Origin of the sequence: Streptomyces sp. WP-1, assembly GCF_030450125.1 — a bacterium.
In the GTDB taxonomy this organism is placed as follows: domain Bacteria; phylum Actinomycetota; class Actinomycetes; order Streptomycetales; family Streptomycetaceae; genus Streptomyces; species Streptomyces incarnatus.
This window is the reverse complement of record NZ_CP123923.1, coordinates 3,258,206-3,275,021: the sequence shown is the minus strand read 5'-3', so window position 1 is coordinate 3,275,021 and position 16,816 is coordinate 3,258,206. Positions and strand designations below refer to the sequence as shown.

At 70.3% G+C, this 16,816-nt stretch carries 16 protein-coding genes and 2 pseudogenes; 7 read left to right on the top strand and 11 right to left on the bottom strand.

The features are described 5' to 3' along the window. Positions 1 to 5 precede the first annotated feature (5 nt). From QHG49_RS14005 to QHG49_RS13995, 3 genes and pseudogenes are all read left to right on the top strand, one after another. A complete protein-coding gene (locus tag QHG49_RS14005) occupies positions 6 to 1,454 on the top strand; it encodes a glycine hydroxymethyltransferase (protein ID WP_145483053.1) in 1,449 nt (482 codons plus the stop codon). 117 nt (positions 1,455 to 1,571) lie between these two features. Then, the gene (trpS, locus tag QHG49_RS14000) at positions 1,572 to 2,588 is read left to right on the top strand and encodes a tryptophan--tRNA ligase (RefSeq protein ID WP_370530463.1); all 1,017 of its coding nucleotides are present in this window, start codon (positions 1,572 to 1,574) and stop codon (positions 2,586 to 2,588) included. Between the two features lie 202 nt (positions 2,589 to 2,790). Next, a pseudogene (locus tag QHG49_RS13995) lies at positions 2,791 to 3,213 on the top strand (2'-5' RNA ligase family protein); the annotation flags it as partial. 172 nt (positions 3,214 to 3,385) lie between these two features. On the opposite strand, the gene QHG49_RS13990 reads toward QHG49_RS13995, so the two are convergent. After that, on the bottom strand, positions 3,386 to 4,141 hold the full coding sequence (locus tag QHG49_RS13990; RefSeq protein WP_145484073.1) for a decaprenylphospho-beta-D-erythro-pentofuranosid-2-ulose 2-reductase: 756 nt from the start codon (positions 4,139 to 4,141) through the stop codon (positions 3,386 to 3,388). Positions 4,142 to 4,301: 160 nt separating this feature from the next. Here QHG49_RS13990 and QHG49_RS13985 point away from each other — a divergent pair, with 160 nt between their 5' ends. Next, positions 4,302 to 5,213 (top strand): YihY/virulence factor BrkB family protein, encoded by a 912-nt coding sequence (locus QHG49_RS13985; RefSeq protein ID WP_145483060.1) that lies wholly within the window; start codon positions 4,302 to 4,304, stop codon positions 5,211 to 5,213. Here the strand turns inward: QHG49_RS13985 and QHG49_RS13980 are convergent. Continuing rightward, positions 5,161 to 6,378 carry a D-alanyl-D-alanine carboxypeptidase family protein gene (locus QHG49_RS13980; protein WP_301489958.1) on the bottom strand — a complete coding sequence of 406 codons (1,218 nt, stop codon included), beginning with the start codon at positions 6,376 to 6,378 and terminating at the stop codon, positions 5,161 to 5,163. The two genes, QHG49_RS13985 and QHG49_RS13980, sit on opposite strands and share 53 nt — an antisense overlap. Before the next feature lie 79 nt (positions 6,379 to 6,457). Between QHG49_RS13980 and QHG49_RS13975 the strand changes: the two genes are divergently transcribed. Further along, positions 6,458 to 6,706 carry an SCO4848 family membrane protein gene (locus tag QHG49_RS13975; protein WP_159704337.1) on the top strand — a complete coding sequence of 83 codons (249 nt, stop codon included), beginning with the start codon at positions 6,458 to 6,460 and terminating at the stop codon, positions 6,704 to 6,706. A 227-nt stretch (positions 6,707 to 6,933) separates the two neighbouring features. Continuing rightward, positions 6,934 to 8,478, top strand: coding sequence for an ABC transporter substrate-binding protein (locus tag QHG49_RS13970; RefSeq protein WP_159704340.1), 1,545 nt, complete (start codon positions 6,934 to 6,936; stop codon positions 8,476 to 8,478). A 9-nt stretch (positions 8,479 to 8,487) separates the two neighbouring features. Here QHG49_RS13970 and QHG49_RS13965 read toward each other — a convergent pair. From QHG49_RS13965 to QHG49_RS13925, 9 genes and pseudogenes are all read right to left on the bottom strand, one after another. After that, positions 8,488 to 8,919 (bottom strand): annotated as a pseudogene (locus tag QHG49_RS13965) (Uma2 family endonuclease); the annotation flags it as partial. A gap of 89 nt (positions 8,920 to 9,008) precedes the next feature. Then, a complete protein-coding gene (locus QHG49_RS13960) occupies positions 9,009 to 9,749 on the bottom strand; it encodes a TetR/AcrR family transcriptional regulator (RefSeq protein ID WP_159704343.1) in 741 nt (246 codons plus the stop codon). Between the two features lie 37 nt (positions 9,750 to 9,786). Then, a complete protein-coding gene (locus QHG49_RS13955; RefSeq protein ID WP_145483073.1) occupies positions 9,787 to 10,197 on the bottom strand; it encodes a VOC family protein in 411 nt (136 codons plus the stop codon). Between the two features lie 63 nt (positions 10,198 to 10,260). Beyond that, positions 10,261 to 10,773 (bottom strand): hypothetical protein, encoded by a 513-nt coding sequence (locus QHG49_RS13950; RefSeq protein ID WP_301489957.1) that lies wholly within the window; start codon positions 10,771 to 10,773, stop codon positions 10,261 to 10,263. A gap of 97 nt (positions 10,774 to 10,870) precedes the next feature. After that, on the bottom strand, positions 10,871 to 11,650 hold the full coding sequence (locus QHG49_RS13945) for a succinate dehydrogenase iron-sulfur subunit (RefSeq protein ID WP_145483078.1): 780 nt from the start codon (positions 11,648 to 11,650) through the stop codon (positions 10,871 to 10,873). Further along, entirely contained in the window at positions 11,650 to 13,404 is a 1,755-nt protein-coding gene (sdhA, locus tag QHG49_RS13940; protein WP_145483081.1) for a succinate dehydrogenase flavoprotein subunit, read from the bottom strand. Before sdhA ends, QHG49_RS13945 begins: the two co-directional genes overlap by 1 nt. Positions 13,405 to 13,423: 19 nt before the next feature. Continuing rightward, complete coding sequence (locus QHG49_RS13935; protein WP_037656035.1) at positions 13,424 to 13,906, bottom strand: succinate dehydrogenase hydrophobic membrane anchor subunit; 483 nt, start codon at positions 13,904 to 13,906, stop codon at positions 13,424 to 13,426. 5 nt (positions 13,907 to 13,911) lie between these two features. Further along, positions 13,912 to 14,292, bottom strand: coding sequence for a succinate dehydrogenase, cytochrome b556 subunit (sdhC, locus tag QHG49_RS13930; RefSeq protein WP_145483083.1), 381 nt, complete (start codon positions 14,290 to 14,292; stop codon positions 13,912 to 13,914). Positions 14,293 to 14,484: 192 nt separating this feature from the next. Then, on the bottom strand, positions 14,485 to 15,033 hold the full coding sequence (locus tag QHG49_RS13925) for a 2-oxo-4-hydroxy-4-carboxy-5-ureidoimidazoline decarboxylase (RefSeq protein ID WP_159704346.1): 549 nt from the start codon (positions 15,031 to 15,033) through the stop codon (positions 14,485 to 14,487). Positions 15,034 to 15,109: 76 nt separating this feature from the next. On the opposite strand from QHG49_RS13925, the gene QHG49_RS13920 reads away from it, so the two are divergent. Beyond that, complete coding sequence (locus QHG49_RS13920; protein WP_370530462.1) at positions 15,110 to 16,810, top strand: glycoside hydrolase family 20 protein; 1,701 nt, start codon at positions 15,110 to 15,112, stop codon at positions 16,808 to 16,810. The last annotated feature ends 6 nt before the right edge of the window (positions 16,811 to 16,816 follow it).

Sequence of the window (16,816 nt, the reverse complement as noted above, 5' to 3'; positions counted from 1 at the left end):
TCCCCATGCCAGAGCAGCCCCTGTCCACCGAGTCCACCGCCTTCCGCGCCGCCCTCGACGTGATCCGCGCCGTGGAGCCGCGGGTCGCCGACGCCATCGGCCAGGAGGTCACCGACCAGCGCGCGATGCTCAAGCTGATCGCCTCCGAGAACTACGCCTCCCCGGCGACCCTCCTCGCGATGGGCAACTGGTTCAGCGACAAGTACGCCGAGGGCACCGTCGGCCGCCGCTTCTACGCCGGCTGCCGCAACGTGGACACCGTGGAGTCCCTGGCCGCCGAGCACGCCCGCGAGCTGTTCGGCGCCCGGCACGCCTACGTCCAGCCGCACTCCGGCATCGACGCCAACCTCGTCGCCTTCTGGGCCGTACTCGCCGACCGCGTCGAGGTCCCCTTCCTGGAGAAGACCGGCGCCCGCCAGGTCAACGACCTCTCCGACGCGGACTGGGCCGAGCTGCGCCGGGCCTTCGGCAACCAGCGGATGCTCGGCATGTCCCTGGACGCGGGCGGCCACCTCACCCACGGCTTCCGCCCGAACATCTCCGGCAAGATGTTCGACCAGCGCTCCTACGGCACCGACCCCGTGACCGGCCTGATCGACTACGACGCGCTGCGCGCCCAGGCCCGCGCGTTCAAGCCGCTGATCATCGTGGCGGGCTACTCGGCGTACCCCCGTCTGGTGAACTTCCGGACCATGCGCGAGATCGCGGACGAGGTCGGCGCGACCCTCATGGTCGACATGGCACACTTCGCCGGTCTCGTCGCGGGCAAGGTCCTCACCGGCGACTTCGACCCGGTGCCGCACGCCCAGATCGTCACCACCACCACCCACAAGTCGCTGCGCGGCCCGCGCGGCGGCATGGTGCTGTGCGACGACTCCCTCAAGGACCAGGTCGACCGGGGCTGCCCGATGGTCCTCGGCGGCCCGCTGCCGCACGTCATGGCGGCCAAGGCGGTCGCCCTGGCCGAGGCCCGGCAGCCCGCGTTCCAGGACTACGCGCAGCGCATCGTGGACAACTCCCGGGCGCTGGCCGAGGGCCTGACGCGCCGGGGCGCGACCCTGGTCACCGGCGGCACCGACAACCACCTCAACCTGATCGACGTCGCCGGCTCCTACGGCCTCACCGGCCGTCAGGCCGAGGCCGCCCTCCTCGACTCCGGCATCGTCACCAACCGCAACGCCATCCCGGCCGACCCCAACGGCGCCTGGTACACCTCCGGCATCCGCGTCGGCACCCCGGCCCTGACCACCCGCGGCCTCGGCACGGCGGAGATGGACGAGGTGGCCGGCCTGATCGACCGCGTCCTGACCACCACCGAACCGGGCACCACCAAGTCCGGCGCCCCGAGCAAGGCCTCGCACGTCCTGGACGAGAAGGTCTCCGAGGAGATCGCGCAGCGCGCCACCGACCTGGTCGCGGGCTTCCCGCTGTATCCCGAGGTCGACCTGGGCTGACGAACGCCCCGAGAGCCGGCCGACCCAGAGGCGCGGGGCCGTGTCCGGTACGCGGCCCCGCACCGCCCCCCGCCTCCCGGGCCGATCCCACCCCCGGCCGATGAGAGAATGGGCGACATGGCCCCCGCTGAAAAGCCCCGCGTGCTCTCCGGTATCCAGCCCACCGCCGGCTCGTTCCACCTCGGCAACTACCTCGGCGCCGTCCGCCAGTGGGTGTCCCTCCAGGAGACCCACGACGCCTTCTACATGGTCGTCGACCTGCACGCGATCACCGTGCCCCAGGACCCCAAGGAGCTGCGGGCCAACACCCGCCTGGCCGCCGCCCAGCTCCTCGCCGCCGGTCTGGACCCGGAGCGCTGCACCCTGTTCGTGCAGAGCCATGTGCCCGAGCACGCCGAGCTGGCCTGGGTGATGAACTGCCTCACCGGCTTCGGCGAGGCCGGCCGCATGACCCAGTTCAAGGACAAGTCCGTCAAGCAGGGCGCCGAGCGCGCCTCGGTCGGCCTGTTCACGTACCCGATCCTCCAGGTCGCGGACATCCTGCTGTACCAGGCCCACCAGGTGCCGGTCGGCGAGGACCAGCGCCAGCACATCGAGCTGACCCGGGACCTGGCCGAGCGCTTCAACGGCCGCTTCGGTCAGACGTTCACGATCCCGGCGCCGTACATCCTCAAGGAGACGGCGAAGATCTACGACCTCCAGGACCCGTCGGTCAAGATGAGCAAGTCGGCGTCCACGCCGAAGGGCCTGATCAACCTCCTGGACGAGCCGAAGACCACCGCCAAGAAGGTCAAGAGCGCGGTCACCGACACCGACACGGTCATCCGCTACGACGCGCAGGCCAAGCCGGGCGTCTCCAACCTGCTCACCATCTACTCCGTCCTCACCGGCACGTCGATCGCCGAGCTGGAGCGGGAGTACGAGGGCAAGATGTACGGCGCGCTCAAGACCGACCTCGCCGAGGTCATGGTCGAGTTCGTGACGCCGTTCCGGGAGCGCACCCAGCAGTACCTGGACGACGCCGAGACCCTCGACTCGATCCTCGCCAAGGGCGCCGAGAAGGCCCGCGCCGTCGCCGCCGAGACCCTCGCGCAGGCGTACGACCGCGTCGGCTTCCTGCCGGCGAAGCGCTGACCGGAGCACCGGACGGCACGGCCCGCGCCGAGAGGCACGGAACCGGCGCGAAGGCGCACGGCCGTTCGCACGTCCCTGCGGGCAGAGCGCTGCACATCACTTCCGTTGCGCCTGCCCACAGGACACCCATGGCCGTACAGTCGATGCCGAAGGCCCGTACGAGTCGGCCGAGCACACGACGGACGCGACGACAGGAGACGACGTGGGGACCGTAACGATCGGCGTGTCGATCGCGGTTCCGGAGCCTCACGGCAGCCTGCTCCAGGAGCGGCGCGCGGGCTTCGGCGACGCCGCGGCCCATGGCATCCCCACCCACGTCACGCTGCTGCCGCCGACCGAGGTGGACCGCGCCGCGCTGCCCGCCGTACAGGCCCACCTCCGCAAGGTGGCCGCCGCCGGGCGCCCGTTCCCGATGCGGCTGCACGGCACCGGCACCTTCCGGCCCGTCTCCCCGGTGGTCTACGTCCGGGTCGTGCGCGGCGCCGAGGAGTGCGGCCGGCTCCAGCAGCGGCTCCGGGAGAGCGCCGGGCCCTGCGCCCGCGAGCTCCAGTTCCCGTACCACCCGCATGTCACCGTGGCGCACGGCATCGAGGAGGCGGCGATGGACCGCGCCTTCGCCGAACTGGCCGACTTCGAGGCCGAATGGCCGTGCACCGGGTTCGCGCTGTACGAACAGGGCGCGGACGGGGTGTGGCGCAAGCTGCGCGAGTACACCTTCGGCGGCCCCGTCGTACCGCCCCAGGCGGGCCCCGCCGACATCGGCCGCGGCACCATCGCCAGCCGGTAGGCCCGTCGCCCTAGAGGGGCAGCCTGCGGAACAGCGCCCGCGGCGCGTGCCGCAGCGCGGCCGTCACCAGCCGCAGCACCCCCGGCACCCACACCGTCTCCGCGCCCCGGCGCAGGCCCAGTTCGATCGCGGTGGCGACCTCCGCCGGGGTGGTGGCGAACGGCTCGCGGGGCCGGTCCGCCGTCGCCCGCGTCCGCACGAACCCGGGGCGTACGACCATCACCCGCACCCCGGTGCCGTACAGCGCGTCGCCGAGGCCCTGGGCGAAGGTGTCCAGACCCGCCTTGCTGGAGCCGTAGATGAAGTCGACGCGGCGGGCGCGTTCGGCGGCGGTGGCGGACAGGACGACGAACGAGCCGTGGCCCTGGGCCTGGAGGGCGCTCGCGGCGACGAGGCCGGCGGAGACCGCCCCGGTGTAGTTGGTCTGCGCGACGTGCACGGCGCGCAGCGGCGCCCGCTCGTCATGGGCCTGGTCGCCGAGGACGCCGAAGGCGAGCAGCACCAGGTCGACGGCGTCCTCGGCGAACACCTTGCCGAGCGCGCTCTCGTGGGAGGCGGGGTCGAGGGCGTCGAAGTCGACCGTACGGGTGTCCGCGCCGAGCGCGCGCAGACTCTCGGCGGCCTGCTCCAGCGCGGGCGAGGGGCGGCCGGCCAGCCATACGGTGCGGGCGCCGCGGGCGATCAGCCGGCGGGCGGTGGCGAGCCCGATCTCGGAGGTGCCGCCGAGGACGAGCAGGGACTGGGGCAGGGCGAGAGCGTCCTTCACAGGCATGCTCGTGACCGTATCGCCCTGAAGTGGGCGCTTCGTCCATGAACGTCACCTTGTAGGGTCGAAGATCACTCGAAGGTGGGATGGGCGGGCGTCGGTCCGCAAACCGTTGCGGGTACCCGGACATGGGACGTCGCACACAGGGCAGGGACGGATCATGGACTGGCTGAAGAGACTGCCCGTCATCGGGCCGCTGGTGACCTGGCTGACGGCCACTCACGTATGGCGGGCGTACGAGCGGCTCGACCGGGTGAAGTGGTCCCGGCTGGCGGCGGCGATGACGTTCGTCAGCTTCCTGGCGCTGTTCCCGCTGCTCACCGTGGCCGCGGCGATCACCGCCGCCACGCTCAGCCCGGCCCAGCAGCGGAACGTGGAGCACAAGGTCGCCGAGCAGTTCCCGGGGGTCGTCTCCCAGCAACTGGACATCACCACGCTGGTCCACAACGCGGGCACCGTCGGTGTCATCGCGGGTGCCCTGCTGCTGTTCACCGGCGTCGGCTGGGTCGGCCAGGTGCGGGACTGCCTGCGCGCGGTCTGGGAGTTGGCGGACCAGGAGCAGAACCCGCTGGTCGCCAAGGCGAAGGACGCCGGGATCCTGATCGGCTTCGGCGGCGCCCTGCTGGTCACCCTCGCCGCGTCCACGCTCGCCTCGGCGGCCGTCGGCCGGGTCTCCGACCAGCTGGGGCTCGCCGAGCACGGCTGGGGCACCGCGCTGCTGCGCGTCGTCGCCTTCGCCGTCGCCGTGCTCGCCGACTTCCTCGTCCTGCTCTACGTGCTGACCCTGCTGCCCGGGGTGGAGCCGCCGCGCCGCCGCCTGGTGATCGCGGCGCTGCTCGGCGCGGTCGGCTTCGAACTGCTGAAACTGCTGCTCAGCGGCTATATCCAGGGAGTCGCGGCGAAGAGCATGTACGGCGCGTTCGGGGTCCCCGTCGCGCTGCTGCTGTGGATCAACTTCACCGCGAAACTGGTCCTGTTCTGCGCCGCCTGGACGGCCACCCCGAGCGCGACGGCGAGGGTCACGGCCGTGGCCGACGGCGCATCAGGTCCGGCAGCGGCCACCGGCGGTTGACCAGGAACACCCCGCCCGCCAGCAGCACCAGCAGCCCGCCCGCGACGGCGAGCGCGGTGCCGATCCCCCGAGAACCGGTCGTCCCTGCACCCACCGGCCGGGAACCGGCCTGCCCGGCGGGCGCCGAGGCCTTCGGCGAGCCGCTCGGCGCCGTGCCGGCGGCACTCCTCGGCCCCACCAGATCGCCCACCGGCTTTACCTTGCCGGCCGCCTGGAAGCCCCAGTCGAACAGCTTCGCCGTCTCCTTGTAGACCTCGTTGTGCTCCTGCTTCTGCGGGTTCATCACGGTGACGAGCAGCACCTGCCCGCCGCGCTGGGCGACCCCGGTGAAGGTGGCGCCCGCGTGCGTGGTGTTGCCGTTCTTCACGCCCGCGATGCCCTGGTAGACCGGCACATCGGTGTCGCCGCTGAGCAGCCGGTTGGTGTTGCGGATCTGCTCGCCCCCGAAGTCGGCGCTCACCGTGGAGCAGTAGTCCCGGAAGTCCTTCTTCTGGAGCCCGGAGCGGGCGATCAGGGTGAGGTCGTACGCCGAGGACACCTGGTGCGGCGCGTCGTAGCCGTCGGGGGAGACCACATGGGTGTCCAGGGCCTGGAGTTCGTCCGCGTGCCGCTGCATGTCCTGGACGGTCTGGGCGACGCCGCCGTTCATCGCGGACAGCACGTGCACCGCGTCGTTGCCCGAGCGCAGGAACACCCCGAGCCACAGGTCGTGCACGCTGTAGGTGCTGCCCGGCTTTATGCCGACCACGCTGGAGCCCTCACCCATCCCGGCGAGGTCCTTCGCGGCCACCTTGTGCTCGGTGGTGCGCGGGAAACGGGGCAGCAGGGTGTCCGCGAACAGCATCTTCATCGTGGACGCCGGGGGCAGCGCCCAATGAGCGTTGTGCGCGGCCAGCACCTCGCCGCTCTGGGCGTCGGAGACGATCCAGGAGCGCGCGGTCAGGTCCTTGGGCAGTACCGGGACACCGGGCGCGAGGTTCACCTGGGTGCCGGGCTGTCCGAGCCGGGCGCCGCCGAGCGTCGACATACGGGCCGGGGGCGCGGCGGCCGGGGTCTTGCCGGTGGCCGGGGCGGCGAGGGCGGCGGGCGCGGTGACGGCGAGGGACAGCAGCGCCGCGGCGCCGATCAGCAGGGACCGCCGGGCGGTGTTCGGGGGAGCGGGCACGACCGGGACCGTACCCGTAGCGGTCCGGGAGGACCCGCCCCAGCCCCGGTCCCGAAAGCGCACCCCGGATACTGGGGGTATGAAACTCAGCCGCCCGGTCTCCTGGTTCCTGCTCGCCTTCGGGGTGTGGAGCTGGTTCATCTGGATCACTTTCGTAAAGAACCTGGTCAAGGACGGCAGCGGTCTCGCCTTCCATGACGGCCGGCCGACCGCCTACTTCTGGGTGCACCTGGTGCTGGCGATCGTCTCCTTCGTATTGGGGACGGTCATCGGGGGCATCGGGTTGCGCGGTCTGCGGGCCCTGCGCCGGGAGCCGTCGCCCATGTGACCGGAATCTCCTCCACCACCTGTGGAGAAACTGTGAAGTCACGGCGAACGCCCGGCGGAGACAACGGCTTGGGCAAGTTCTTCCACAACTGGTCAGAAAGCCCTTCACACGCCGAAACACGTGTGATTGGGTGAGCCGCGTCACTCAGGGGAGTGGCGGGATTTGTGCTGACCAGGGGTAGGACCTCACAAGGGTCTGGGGAGGGCACCACCGTGCGATCTGTTCGCATGCGGATTGTCGTGACATTGCTCGTGCTGGCGATCGTGGGCATCGGCGGCTGGAAACTGCTGCCGTCACAGGAGAACAAGAACAGGACCATCACGGTCGGGACCACGGACGCGGTCACCTCGCTCGACCCGGCCGGCGCGTACGACGCGGGGTCCTGGGCCCTGTTCAGCAACGTGTTCCAGACACTGATGACCTTCGAGCCGGACGGTGTGCAGCCGGTGCCGGACGCGGCCAAGAGCTGCGCCTTCGTCGGCAGCGACACGAAGACGTACCGGTGCACCCTGCGCTCGGGGATCACCTTCCCCAGCGGGCGGGCGATGACGGCCGAGGACGTGAAGTTCTCCTTCGACCGGGTCAAGCGGATCAACTCCGACGTCGGCCCCTCCTCGCTGCTCGCCGACCTCTCCTCGGTGACCGCCGACGACACGCGCACCGTCACCTTCCACCTCTCGGAGCCGGACGCCACCTTCCCGCTGAAGGTCGCCACCGGCGCGGGCGCGATCGTGGACCGGGACACCTATCCGGCGAACGCGCTGCGCAAGGACTCCTCGGTCGACGGCACCGGCCCCTACCGGCTCACCTCGTACACCAAGGACGAGCAGGCCAGGCTCGCGCCGAACCCGGCGTACAAGGGCTACCTCGGCTCCACCGGCCGCCCGGTCGAGCTGCGTTACTACAGCGACTCCGCGAAGCTGGACGCCGCGTGGAAGGCGAAGGACGTGGACGTGGCGTCGCGGACGCTGCCGCCGGACGTGCTCGCCGGGCTGAACCCGAGCGATCCCAAGGAGCGGGTGACCGAGTCCGACTCGTCCGAGACCCGCAACCTGTACCTCAACACCCGGGCCGGCTCCCCGCTGCACGACGTACGGGTGCGGCAGGCGGTCGCCTGGCTGGTCGACCAGGAGCAGCTGGCGGCCACGGTCTACCAGGGCACGGTCGACCCGCTGTACTCCCTGATCCCGACCGGCATCACCGGCCACACCACGTCGTTCTTCGACGCCTACCCGACGCAGAGCGCGAAGAAGGCGCGCGCCCTGCTCACCCAGGCCGGGGTGAGCCTGCCGGTCCACTTCACCTTCGCCTACGGCAAGGGCCAGGGCCCCGGTGAGCAGGAGGCCGCGGCGCTGAAGAAGCAGCTGGAGGCGGGCGGCCTGTTCAAGGTCGACGTCAAGGGTTACGAGTGGACAAACTTCCAGGAGCGGATGGCCGCGGGCAAGCTGGACGCCTGGGCCGTCGGCTGGGTCGCGGACTACCCCGACGCCGACACCTTCGGCCAGCCGCTGGTCGGCACCGGCTCCACCATGGCCACGGGCTACAGCAACAAGACGGTCGACCAGCTCATCCGCAACAGCCAGCAGTTCGCCGACCGCGGCCGTGCCGCCTCCGACTTCCAGCAGATCCAGTCCACCATCGCCCAGGACGTCCCCCTGATCCCCCTGTGGCAGCGCAAGGAATACACGGTCACCACGGAGGACGTGGGCGGCGGCCAGTACCTGATGGACGGCACGGGCGTGTACCGCCTGTGGCGGCTGGACTGGATCTGACCTGCTGCCTCGGTTCTGCCCGGTCCGGATGATCTGCTCGACGTCGAGGGTGACCTTGGCACCGAGCGAGTCGGGAAGCGCGACGGTCTCGCCGGGGGCATGCACGCGATGGTTCGCGTACTCGCTCCCGGTCGGCTCGGTGAGCACGTGGAGCCGCTGGTGCTTGCGGTCGACGATGACGTAGACCGGGACCTTGGCCTCCGCGTAGGCGTTCACCTTGGTACGCAGCTCGGTCCGGTGGTTCCTGGAGGTGACCTCCTGCCACCATGAAAGGTGCCATCAAGTCGGTCAGGACATCGGCGTGTGGGCCGTCAGCGGGCGGGGACACGATGATCTGGTCTCCGATGATCTCGACGCGATAGCCCGGGAAGCGCTCCATGATTCGGTCGGCGTCCGCGATCAGCGGACGGTCGTGACTCGCTCGACGGCTGCTGCGGACATCTGGTGCCCCCCAAGGGCCGGTATCGAGAACAGCGTGGTGGGCAGGCCGACGGCCGGGCGTCCTTCCCCGCGCCTTCACCCGAAAGTGATCACTCGGCCGGGTTTCGTCCCGGAGCGGGCAGCAGTCTCGTCATTCCCGGCAGGAAGTCCGTGAACAGTTCGTGGACCTCCAGGACCAGGGGGCGCAGGACGCGGAAGCGGGAGAGGGTGACGCCGCGGGTGGTGAGGCGGGCGCCGCGGCGGGCCAGGCGGTAGCTGCGGTCGCGGTTCTCGGTGCGGTCGAAGATCCAGTACATGATGAGGCCCATCTGGGACAGCCACATCAACTCCGGCAGTACGTCCTGGAGTTCGGCCGGGACCTTGGCCTTGGAGCCGGCCAGCACCTCCCGGTGCACCTGGATCGCCTGCTCGCGCGCGTGCTCGCTCTCCTGGGAGAAGGGGCTCAGCGGACTGTCCGGGTCGGCCGCGTTCTTGAAGAACTGCACCGCGAACTCGTGGTACGGCCGCGCGATGTCCAGCCAGGTGGTGAGGACGCCCGCGAGCCGCGTCTCCAGGTCCGTCTCCCGCTCCAGGATTCCCCGGACCGCCTGCCGGTGCTCGGCCGCGATCCGGTCGTAGAAGCCCTGGATCAGGTGTTCCTTGCCCTCGAAGTAGTAGTACGCGTTGCCGACGGAGACGCCCGCCTCCTGGGCGATCGCCCGCATGGTGGTCTTGTCGTACCCCCGCTCCCGGAACAGCCGCAGGGCCGTCTCCAGGATCAGCGCGCGGGTCTGCTCGGACTTGCTGCTGGGGGTACCGGCCGCCTCGGGACCGTCGTTCTTCGCGGGCACGCCACGAAGCCTAACGAGTGCCGTGCGGGCGCTCGGCTCAGCCTCGGCGCCCCAGTTCCGGGCGCCGGGTGTAGTCCGTCAGACCGAGCACATTGCCCCAGGGGTCCGCGATCTCCACCGTCCAGCCGGTCGCCGTCTGGAACACCTCGTCCACCGGCTCGATGCCCACGGCGGAGAGCCGCCGCGCCGCCGCCCGCGCGTCCGGCACCTCCAGCCACAGCCGCGGCGAGGGCCACGGTGGACTGCGATGGCCCAGCGCCTCCTCCACCCGCAGCAGGACACCCGGCGTCTCCTTGCCCGCCGTGAGCAGCGCGATCCCGGCCTCGTCGAACCGGAACCCCACCCCGAACCCGGCCCGCTCGTAGAACCCGACGGCCTCCGCGAGGTCCCCGACGGGAAGCAGTACGTTGTCGAACCCGAGCAGTTCGTACGACTCTTCGCCTGACATGTCGTCAGATTAGAGCGCGGGCCGCCGGGATCCCGTGATTGCCGGGCCGTCGGCTCGCGTGCGTCACATGCTGCTCAGTGAGCGGGCGTAGTTGATCTGCCCCATGACCGCCGGGAACGTCTCCGGACCGAGCGCCGGCACCATCGTCTGGTGGTGCCGCCCCCCGCTGGTCACGGTGACCTGGATGTAGCCCGTGCTCCGCTTCTCCTTCATCAGCAGGAAGAGCAGCCCGAGCAGGCGGAGGAGGGCGAACACGACCGTGAGGACGATCGCGTGCGCCGGTATCTTCTCCTCGGTGCGCGACATGTCCGTCGCGTTCCACACCGCACCGCGTAGCGGCAGCTGCCCCGCCGGCGTGATGATCTGATCGCCCATCACCGTGATGTCACCGATGGAGATCAGGGGAGCGCCGCCCATCGGCAGCGTGCCCGGGGGCTGCTGCGGATGGCCGTACCCCTGCGCGGGCGCACCCGCGCCCGGGTACCCGTACCCCGGCGGCGGTGTGTCGGACGGCCCGGGAGGATGTCCGGGGCCCCAGTCGCCGGCGCCGCTCTGGTACGGGTTCTGCTCGGTCACGCTGGTGCCCGCGGTAAGTCGTGAAAGACGTGGACAAGATACGAGGGCCGTTCCCCCGAACGGGGGGAACGGCCCTCGTATTGTGCCAGGCGTGGCGTCAGTAGCGGCGGGTGATCAGCGCCCGCTTGACTTCCTGGATCGCCTTGGTGACCTCGATGCCACGCGGGCACGCGTCGGTGCAGTTGAAGGTCGTACGGCAGCGCCACACGCCGTCACGGTCGTTCAGCACCTCCAGACGCTGCTCCCCGGCCTCGTCACGCGAGTCGAAGATGAAGCGGTGGGCGTTGACGATCGCGGCCGGGCCGAAGTACTGGCCGTCGTTCCAGAACACCGGGCAGGACGACGTGCACGCGGCGCACAGGATGCACTTGGTGGTGTCGTCGAAGCGCGCCCGGTCCTCGGCGGACTGCAGACGCTCGCGCGTCGGCTCGTTCGTCTCCTTGGTGATCAGGAACGGCATCACGTCCCGGTACGCCTGGAAGAACGGCTCCATGTCCACGACCAGGTCCTTGAGGACCGTCAGGCCCTTGATGGGCTCGACCGTGATCGGCTTCTCGGGGTTGATGTCCTTGATCAGCGTCTTGCAGGCAAGGCGGTTCTTGCCGTTGATCCGCATGGCGTCCGAGCCGCAGATGCCGTGCGCGCAGGAGCGGCGGAACGTGAGGGTGCCGTCGATGTCCCACTTGATCTTGTGGAGACCGTCGAGGACACGCTCCTTCGGGTCGATCTCCAGCTGGAAGTCTTCCCAGACGGCCTCCCCGGAGACCTCCGGGTTGAACCGGCGGATCCGGAAGGTGACCGTGATGTAGGGGGAGTCGGCGAAGCCGGGCTCGGGCTGGCCGGCCGCGTCCGCCTTGTCCAGAACAGGGGTAGCCATCAGTACTTACGCTCCATCGGCTGGTAGCGGGTCTGGACGACCGGCTTGTAGTCGAGACGGATGGACTCGGTGCCGTCGTCGCCCACCTCGCGGTACGCCATGGTGTGGCGCATGAAGTTGACGTCGTCGCGGTTCGGGTAGTCCTCGCGGTAGTGACCGCCGCGGGACTCCTTGCGGGCCAGGGCCGACGTGGCCATGACCTCGGCCAGGTCGAGCAGGTTGCCCAGCTCGATGGCCTCCAGCAGGTCCGTGTTGAACCGCTTGCCCTTGTCCTGGATGGACACGTTCTTGTAGCGCTCGCGCAGCTCGGCGATCTTCTCGACCGCCGTCTTGATCGTCTGCTCGGTGCGGAACACCATGACGTTGGCGTCCATGGTCTCCTGCAGCTCGCGGCGCAGCGTGGCCACCCGCTCGTTGCCGGTGGAGTTGCGCAGCCGCTCGATCTGCTCGACGACCAGGGACTCCGGGTTCTCCGGCAGCGCGACGAAGTCGGCCGTGTGGGAGTACTCGGCGGCGGCGATGCCCGCGCGGCGCCCGAAGACGTTGATGTCGAGCAGCGAGTTGGTGCCCAGGCGGTTGGCGCCGTGCACCGACACGCAGGCGACCTCGCCGGCCGCGTACAGACCCGGCACGACGGTGGTGTTGTCCGCCAGGACCTCACCCTCGACGTTGGTCGGGATGCCGCCCATCGCGTAGTGCGCGGTCGGCTGGATCGGGATCGGGTCCGTGTACGGCTCGATACCGAGGTAGGTGCGCGCGAACTCGGTGATGTCCGGGAGCTTGGCGTCCAGCTGCTCCGGCGGCAGGTGGGTGAGGTCCAGGTACACGTGGTCGCCCTCGGGACCGCAGCCGCGGCCCTCGCGGATCTCCGTGTAGATGGAGCGGGACACGACGTCACGGGACGCCAGGTCCTTCATGACGGGAGCGTACTTCTCCATGAAGCGCTCGCCGTCCTTGTTGCGCAGGATGCCGCCCTCGCCGCGGGCGCCCTCGGTGAGCAGGATGCCCATGCGCCAGATGCCGGTCGGGTGGAACTGGAAGAACTCCATGTCCTCCAGCGGCAGACCCCGGCGGTAGCAGGCGGCCTGGCCGTCACCGGTGAGGGTGTGCGCGTTGGAGGTCACCTTGAAGAACTTGCCGGTGCCGCCGGACGCGTAGATGACCGACTTCGCCTGGAAGACGTGGATCTCGCCGGTCGCCAGCTCGTAGGCCACCACACCGGCGGACTTCTTGACGCCGTCGACCTCGGTGATCAGCTGGTCCAGGACGTAGAACTCGTTGAAGAACTCCACGCCCTCCTTGACGCAGTTCTGGTACAGCGTCTGGAGGATCATGTGACCGGTGCGGTCGGCCGCGTAGCAGGCACGGCGGACCGGGGCCTCGCCGTGGTTGCGGGAGTGACCGCCGAAGCGGCGCTGGTCGATCTCACCCTTGGGCGTCCGGTTGAACGGCAGGCCCATCTTCTCCAGGTCGAGGACCGCGTCGATGGCCTCCTTCGCCAGGATCTCGGCGGCGTCCTGGTCGACCAGGTAGTCGCCGCCCTTGATCGTGTCGAAGGTGTGCCACTCCCAGTTGTCCTCCTCCACGTTGGCGAGCGCGGCGGCCATACCGCCCTGCGCGGCGCCCGTGTGGGAGCGGGTGGGGTAGAGCTTGGTCAGGACCGCGGTGCGGCTGCGCTTCGTCGCCTCGATGGCGGCACGCATGCCCGCGCCACCGGCGCCGACGATGACGGTGTCGTACTTGTGGATCTTCATGATTCTCGCAGCCCCGTGCCTAGCGGATGTTCGGGTCGAAGGTGAAGATCACCAGCGTGCCCAGCAGGATGGTCCACACCGTGGCGGTGTACAGCAGGGCCTTCAGCCACATGCGGGACGCGGCCCGCTCGGCGTAGTCGTTGATGACCGTGCGCAGGCCGTTGGCGCCGTGCAGCATCGCGAGCCACAGCATGGCCAGGTCCCAGATCTGCCACCAGGGGGAGGCCCAGCGGCCGGCGACGAAGGCGAAGCCGACCTTGGAGACGCCGCCGTCCAGGACCAGCTGGATGACCAGGTGGCCGATGACGAGGACGACCAGCACGATGCCGGACAGGCGCATGAACAGCCACGCCGCCAGCTCGAAGTTGCCGCGGGTGGACTTCGGGGTCTTCTTGGTCCGCTTGCGCGGCGCCTCGATCAGCGGGGCCGGGTTGTCCACGTTGTAGACGGCGGCACCCTCGACGGGGCCGACCCCGGAGGCGGTGGTCTCAGTGGTAGACATCGGCGTCAGCTCCCGAACAGAACACGAGCGGCGTGGCCGAGCACGGGGTAGATCGCGCCGAGCATGAGCACGATCCAGACACCCATCACGGTCCAGAACATCTGCTTCTGGTAGCGCGGGCCCTTCGACCAGAAGTCGACGGCGATGACGCGCAGACCGTTGAGCGCGTGGAAGAGGATTGCGGCGACGAGGCCGTATTCCAGCAGCGCGACGATCGGCGTCTTGTACGTGGCCACGACCTTGTCGTAGGCCTCGGGGGAGACACGCACGAGAGCGGTGTCGAGCACGTGAACGAACAGGAAGAAGAAAATGAGGACGCCGGTGACTCGGTGAGCCACCCAGGACCACATTCCTTCCCGGCCGCGGTACAGCGTTCCAGCCGGCACGGAAGAACCCTCCGGGAGCGGGGATTAGGGCCGCGCCGGCTTCACTGTCGGTCGGGCCCGGCCGGGTACGGTCCACCGGCCCCCAGCATGGTATCCGTGTGGCGGGGCGAGGCTTACGGGGGGCCTACCTGTGTGATCAAACTGGCACGCGGTTGGGCTAGCGGGGGGCGGATCCGGGGGCGGTCCGTCCCGTTATCGGCCGGGTGCGGGTGCGTTCGGGCTGGTCGCGCAGGTCCCCGCGCCCCGCAGACACGTGCCCAGTCGGCCCCTTGCCAGGCGGCGGAGTTCGTCCGCGGCCGTCGCGCGCTCCTCGTCGGGATCGTTCGCCGATCGTGACCGGATGGCTTCCAGGATGCGGTCGGCGGTCTCGCTCGGCGCCGTGTCCCCCAGATAGATGACGAACACGTGTCCGAATCGTGCCTCGTACGCCGCGTGTGCCGCGTCCAGCGCCATGTGCGCGGCCGAGTACGTGTCCTGTGGCAGCTCCGGCAGGGACTCGTGGGAGAGGGCCTCGGAGATGTCGGCGGGGGACAGGTCGTACGCCGCCTCGTCCGCCGCGGCCAGGAGGGCGTCCAGGTCGGGGTAGGGGCGGTGGGCCGCGACGCGATGGGACCAGCGGGGGCTGTGCAGGCAGCGCAGGAGGAGGGCCCGGACCTCGGTGGCACACGCCGCGTTGAAGGCGTCGAGGGGCCGGGGCAGATGTGGGGGCTGGTGGGCGGGCAGCGTGGGTCCTCGCGTCACAGATCGTGTGTGGCAGGGGAGTGCTGTGAAAGGTGTGTCGTCAGGTTATCGAGAGTGGTAACTCTGTGTCCGTCCGATGCCTGAAATTCACCCGGACGGGAGAGTTTGCGAACGCTCGGGTGACCGTTCGAGCGGCGAGGAGCCTTACGTTGGGCGCGTGACCCAGCACAGGCGCCATGCGTCGGCGCAACAGGTGAAGCGGAAGCGGACGGCGGTGGCCGCCGCGGTGGCGGGGACCGTGGCCCTCGGTACGGGGATCGGGGTGTGGGCCGCCTCGGGCGGTGGCGGCGACCAGGGCTCCGCCGGGCAGGCGACCGTCGCCGAGACGAGTCCCTCGCCCACCCGGTCGTACCCGATGTCCACGGCGCCGCGGACGATCCCGGCGGTCCGCTCCCACACCCCGGCGCGCGGGCCCGGCTGGCGTCCGCGGCCGGGCGACCGCGTGGTGATCGGCGACGCGGGCCTCGCCGACGAGGGCAGGCTGATAGCCGGCGAGCTGGGGATGAGCTACGCGGGCCGGAAGAACGACACCAGGGCGGGCGACCTGCGGCTGTCCCTCGGCGGCGGGGGCGGCGGCCAGGAGTCGTACACCATGACCGTCCGGGGCGGCCGGGTCGACATCAGCGGGCCGGGCCGGGCGGGGGTCTTCTACGGCACCCGGACCCTGAAGCAGGAGGTGCACGGGGGCGGTACGGCGCCGGAGGGCGTCGTGCGCGACGAGCCGGCCAAGCCGGTGCGCGGCTTCATGCTGGACATCGCGCGCAAGCCGTACTCCGAGTCCTGGATAGAGGACCGGATACGGGAGCTGGGGGACCTGAAGTACAACGAGCTGGGGCTGCACTTCTCCGACGACCAGGCCTTCCGGATCGAGTCCAGCACCCACCCGGAGATCGTCTCCCCGGACCATCTCACCAAGGCGCAGGTCAAACGGATCGTGGCGCTGGCGGACAGCCGGCACATCACCGTCGTACCGGAGATCGACTCGCCCGGACACCTCGGCGCGGTCCTCGCCGCCCATCCCGATCTCGAACTGCGCAACGGCAACGGCGTGGTGACCAAGGGCGCGATCGACATCTCCGAGCCCGGCTCCGCCCAGCTGATCGACGACCTGCTGAACGAGTACGCGGGGCTGTTCACCGGCGGCCGGTGGAACCTCGGCGGCGACGAGTACCAGGCGCTGATGGCGCGCAACCCCCAGACCGCCTATCCGCAGCTGGCCGCGGCCGCCCGGCAGAAGTTCGGCGCGAACGGCAATGTCGCCGACCTCACCACCCAGTGGCTGGACGACCGCGCCGCCACCGTCCGCGCCCACGGCAGGACCATGCGCGCCTGGAACGACGGCTTCTACCGCAGCGCCACCGCCGTGCGGCCCGCGGACGATCTCCAGGTCGCCTACTGGACCGGCAAGGAGATCGGCGCCCGGCAGCCGCAGGAGTATCTGAGCGCCGGCCGCGAACTCGTCAACTACAACGACGAGTTCCTCTACTACGTGCTCGGCCAGCCGCAGACCTTCGTCTACCCGACCGGCCGGCGGATCTACGAGCAGTGGAACCCGCGGGTGGTGCGCGGCACCACCGCCGTCCCGGCGCGGTACGACGATCAGATCCTCGGCGGCGTCTTCGCGGTGTGGGGCGACCTCCCCGGCGCGCAGACGCCGGAGCAGGTCGCGGCCGGCATCCGGATGCCGCTGCGGGCCACCGTCCAGAAGCTGTGGGACCCGGGCACGCCCGCGCTGTCCTGGACGGACTTCACGTCCCTGGCGGACCGGCTGGGCTGATCCCCG

Bases quoted from the DNA above. Each gene is read 5' to 3' on its own strand.
- QHG49_RS14005 (WP_145483053.1), top strand. From the start codon at position 6: ATGCCAGAGCAGCCCCTGTCCACCGAGTCCACCGCCTTCCGCGCCGCC.
- trpS (WP_370530463.1), top strand. From the start codon at position 1,572: ATGGCCCCCGCTGAAAAGCCCCGCGTGCTCTCCGGTATCCAGCCCACC.
- QHG49_RS13985 (WP_145483060.1), top strand. From the start codon at position 4,302: ATGGACTGGCTGAAGAGACTGCCCGTCATCGGGCCGCTGGTGACCTGG.
- QHG49_RS13975 (WP_159704337.1), top strand. From the start codon at position 6,458: ATGAAACTCAGCCGCCCGGTCTCCTGGTTCCTGCTCGCCTTCGGGGTG.
- QHG49_RS13970 (WP_159704340.1), top strand. From the start codon at position 6,934: ATGCGGATTGTCGTGACATTGCTCGTGCTGGCGATCGTGGGCATCGGC.
- QHG49_RS13955 (WP_145483073.1), bottom strand. From the start codon at position 10,197: ATGTCAGGCGAAGAGTCGTACGAACTGCTCGGGTTCGACAACGTACTG.
- QHG49_RS13945 (WP_145483078.1), bottom strand. From the start codon at position 11,650: ATGGCTACCCCTGTTCTGGACAAGGCGGACGCGGCCGGCCAGCCCGAG.
- sdhA (WP_145483081.1), bottom strand. From the start codon at position 13,404: ATGAAGATCCACAAGTACGACACCGTCATCGTCGGCGCCGGTGGCGCG.
- QHG49_RS13935 (WP_037656035.1), bottom strand. From the start codon at position 13,906: ATGTCTACCACTGAGACCACCGCCTCCGGGGTCGGCCCCGTCGAGGGT.
- QHG49_RS13920 (WP_370530462.1), top strand. From the start codon at position 15,110: ATGCCTGAAATTCACCCGGACGGGAGAGTTTGCGAACGCTCGGGTGAC.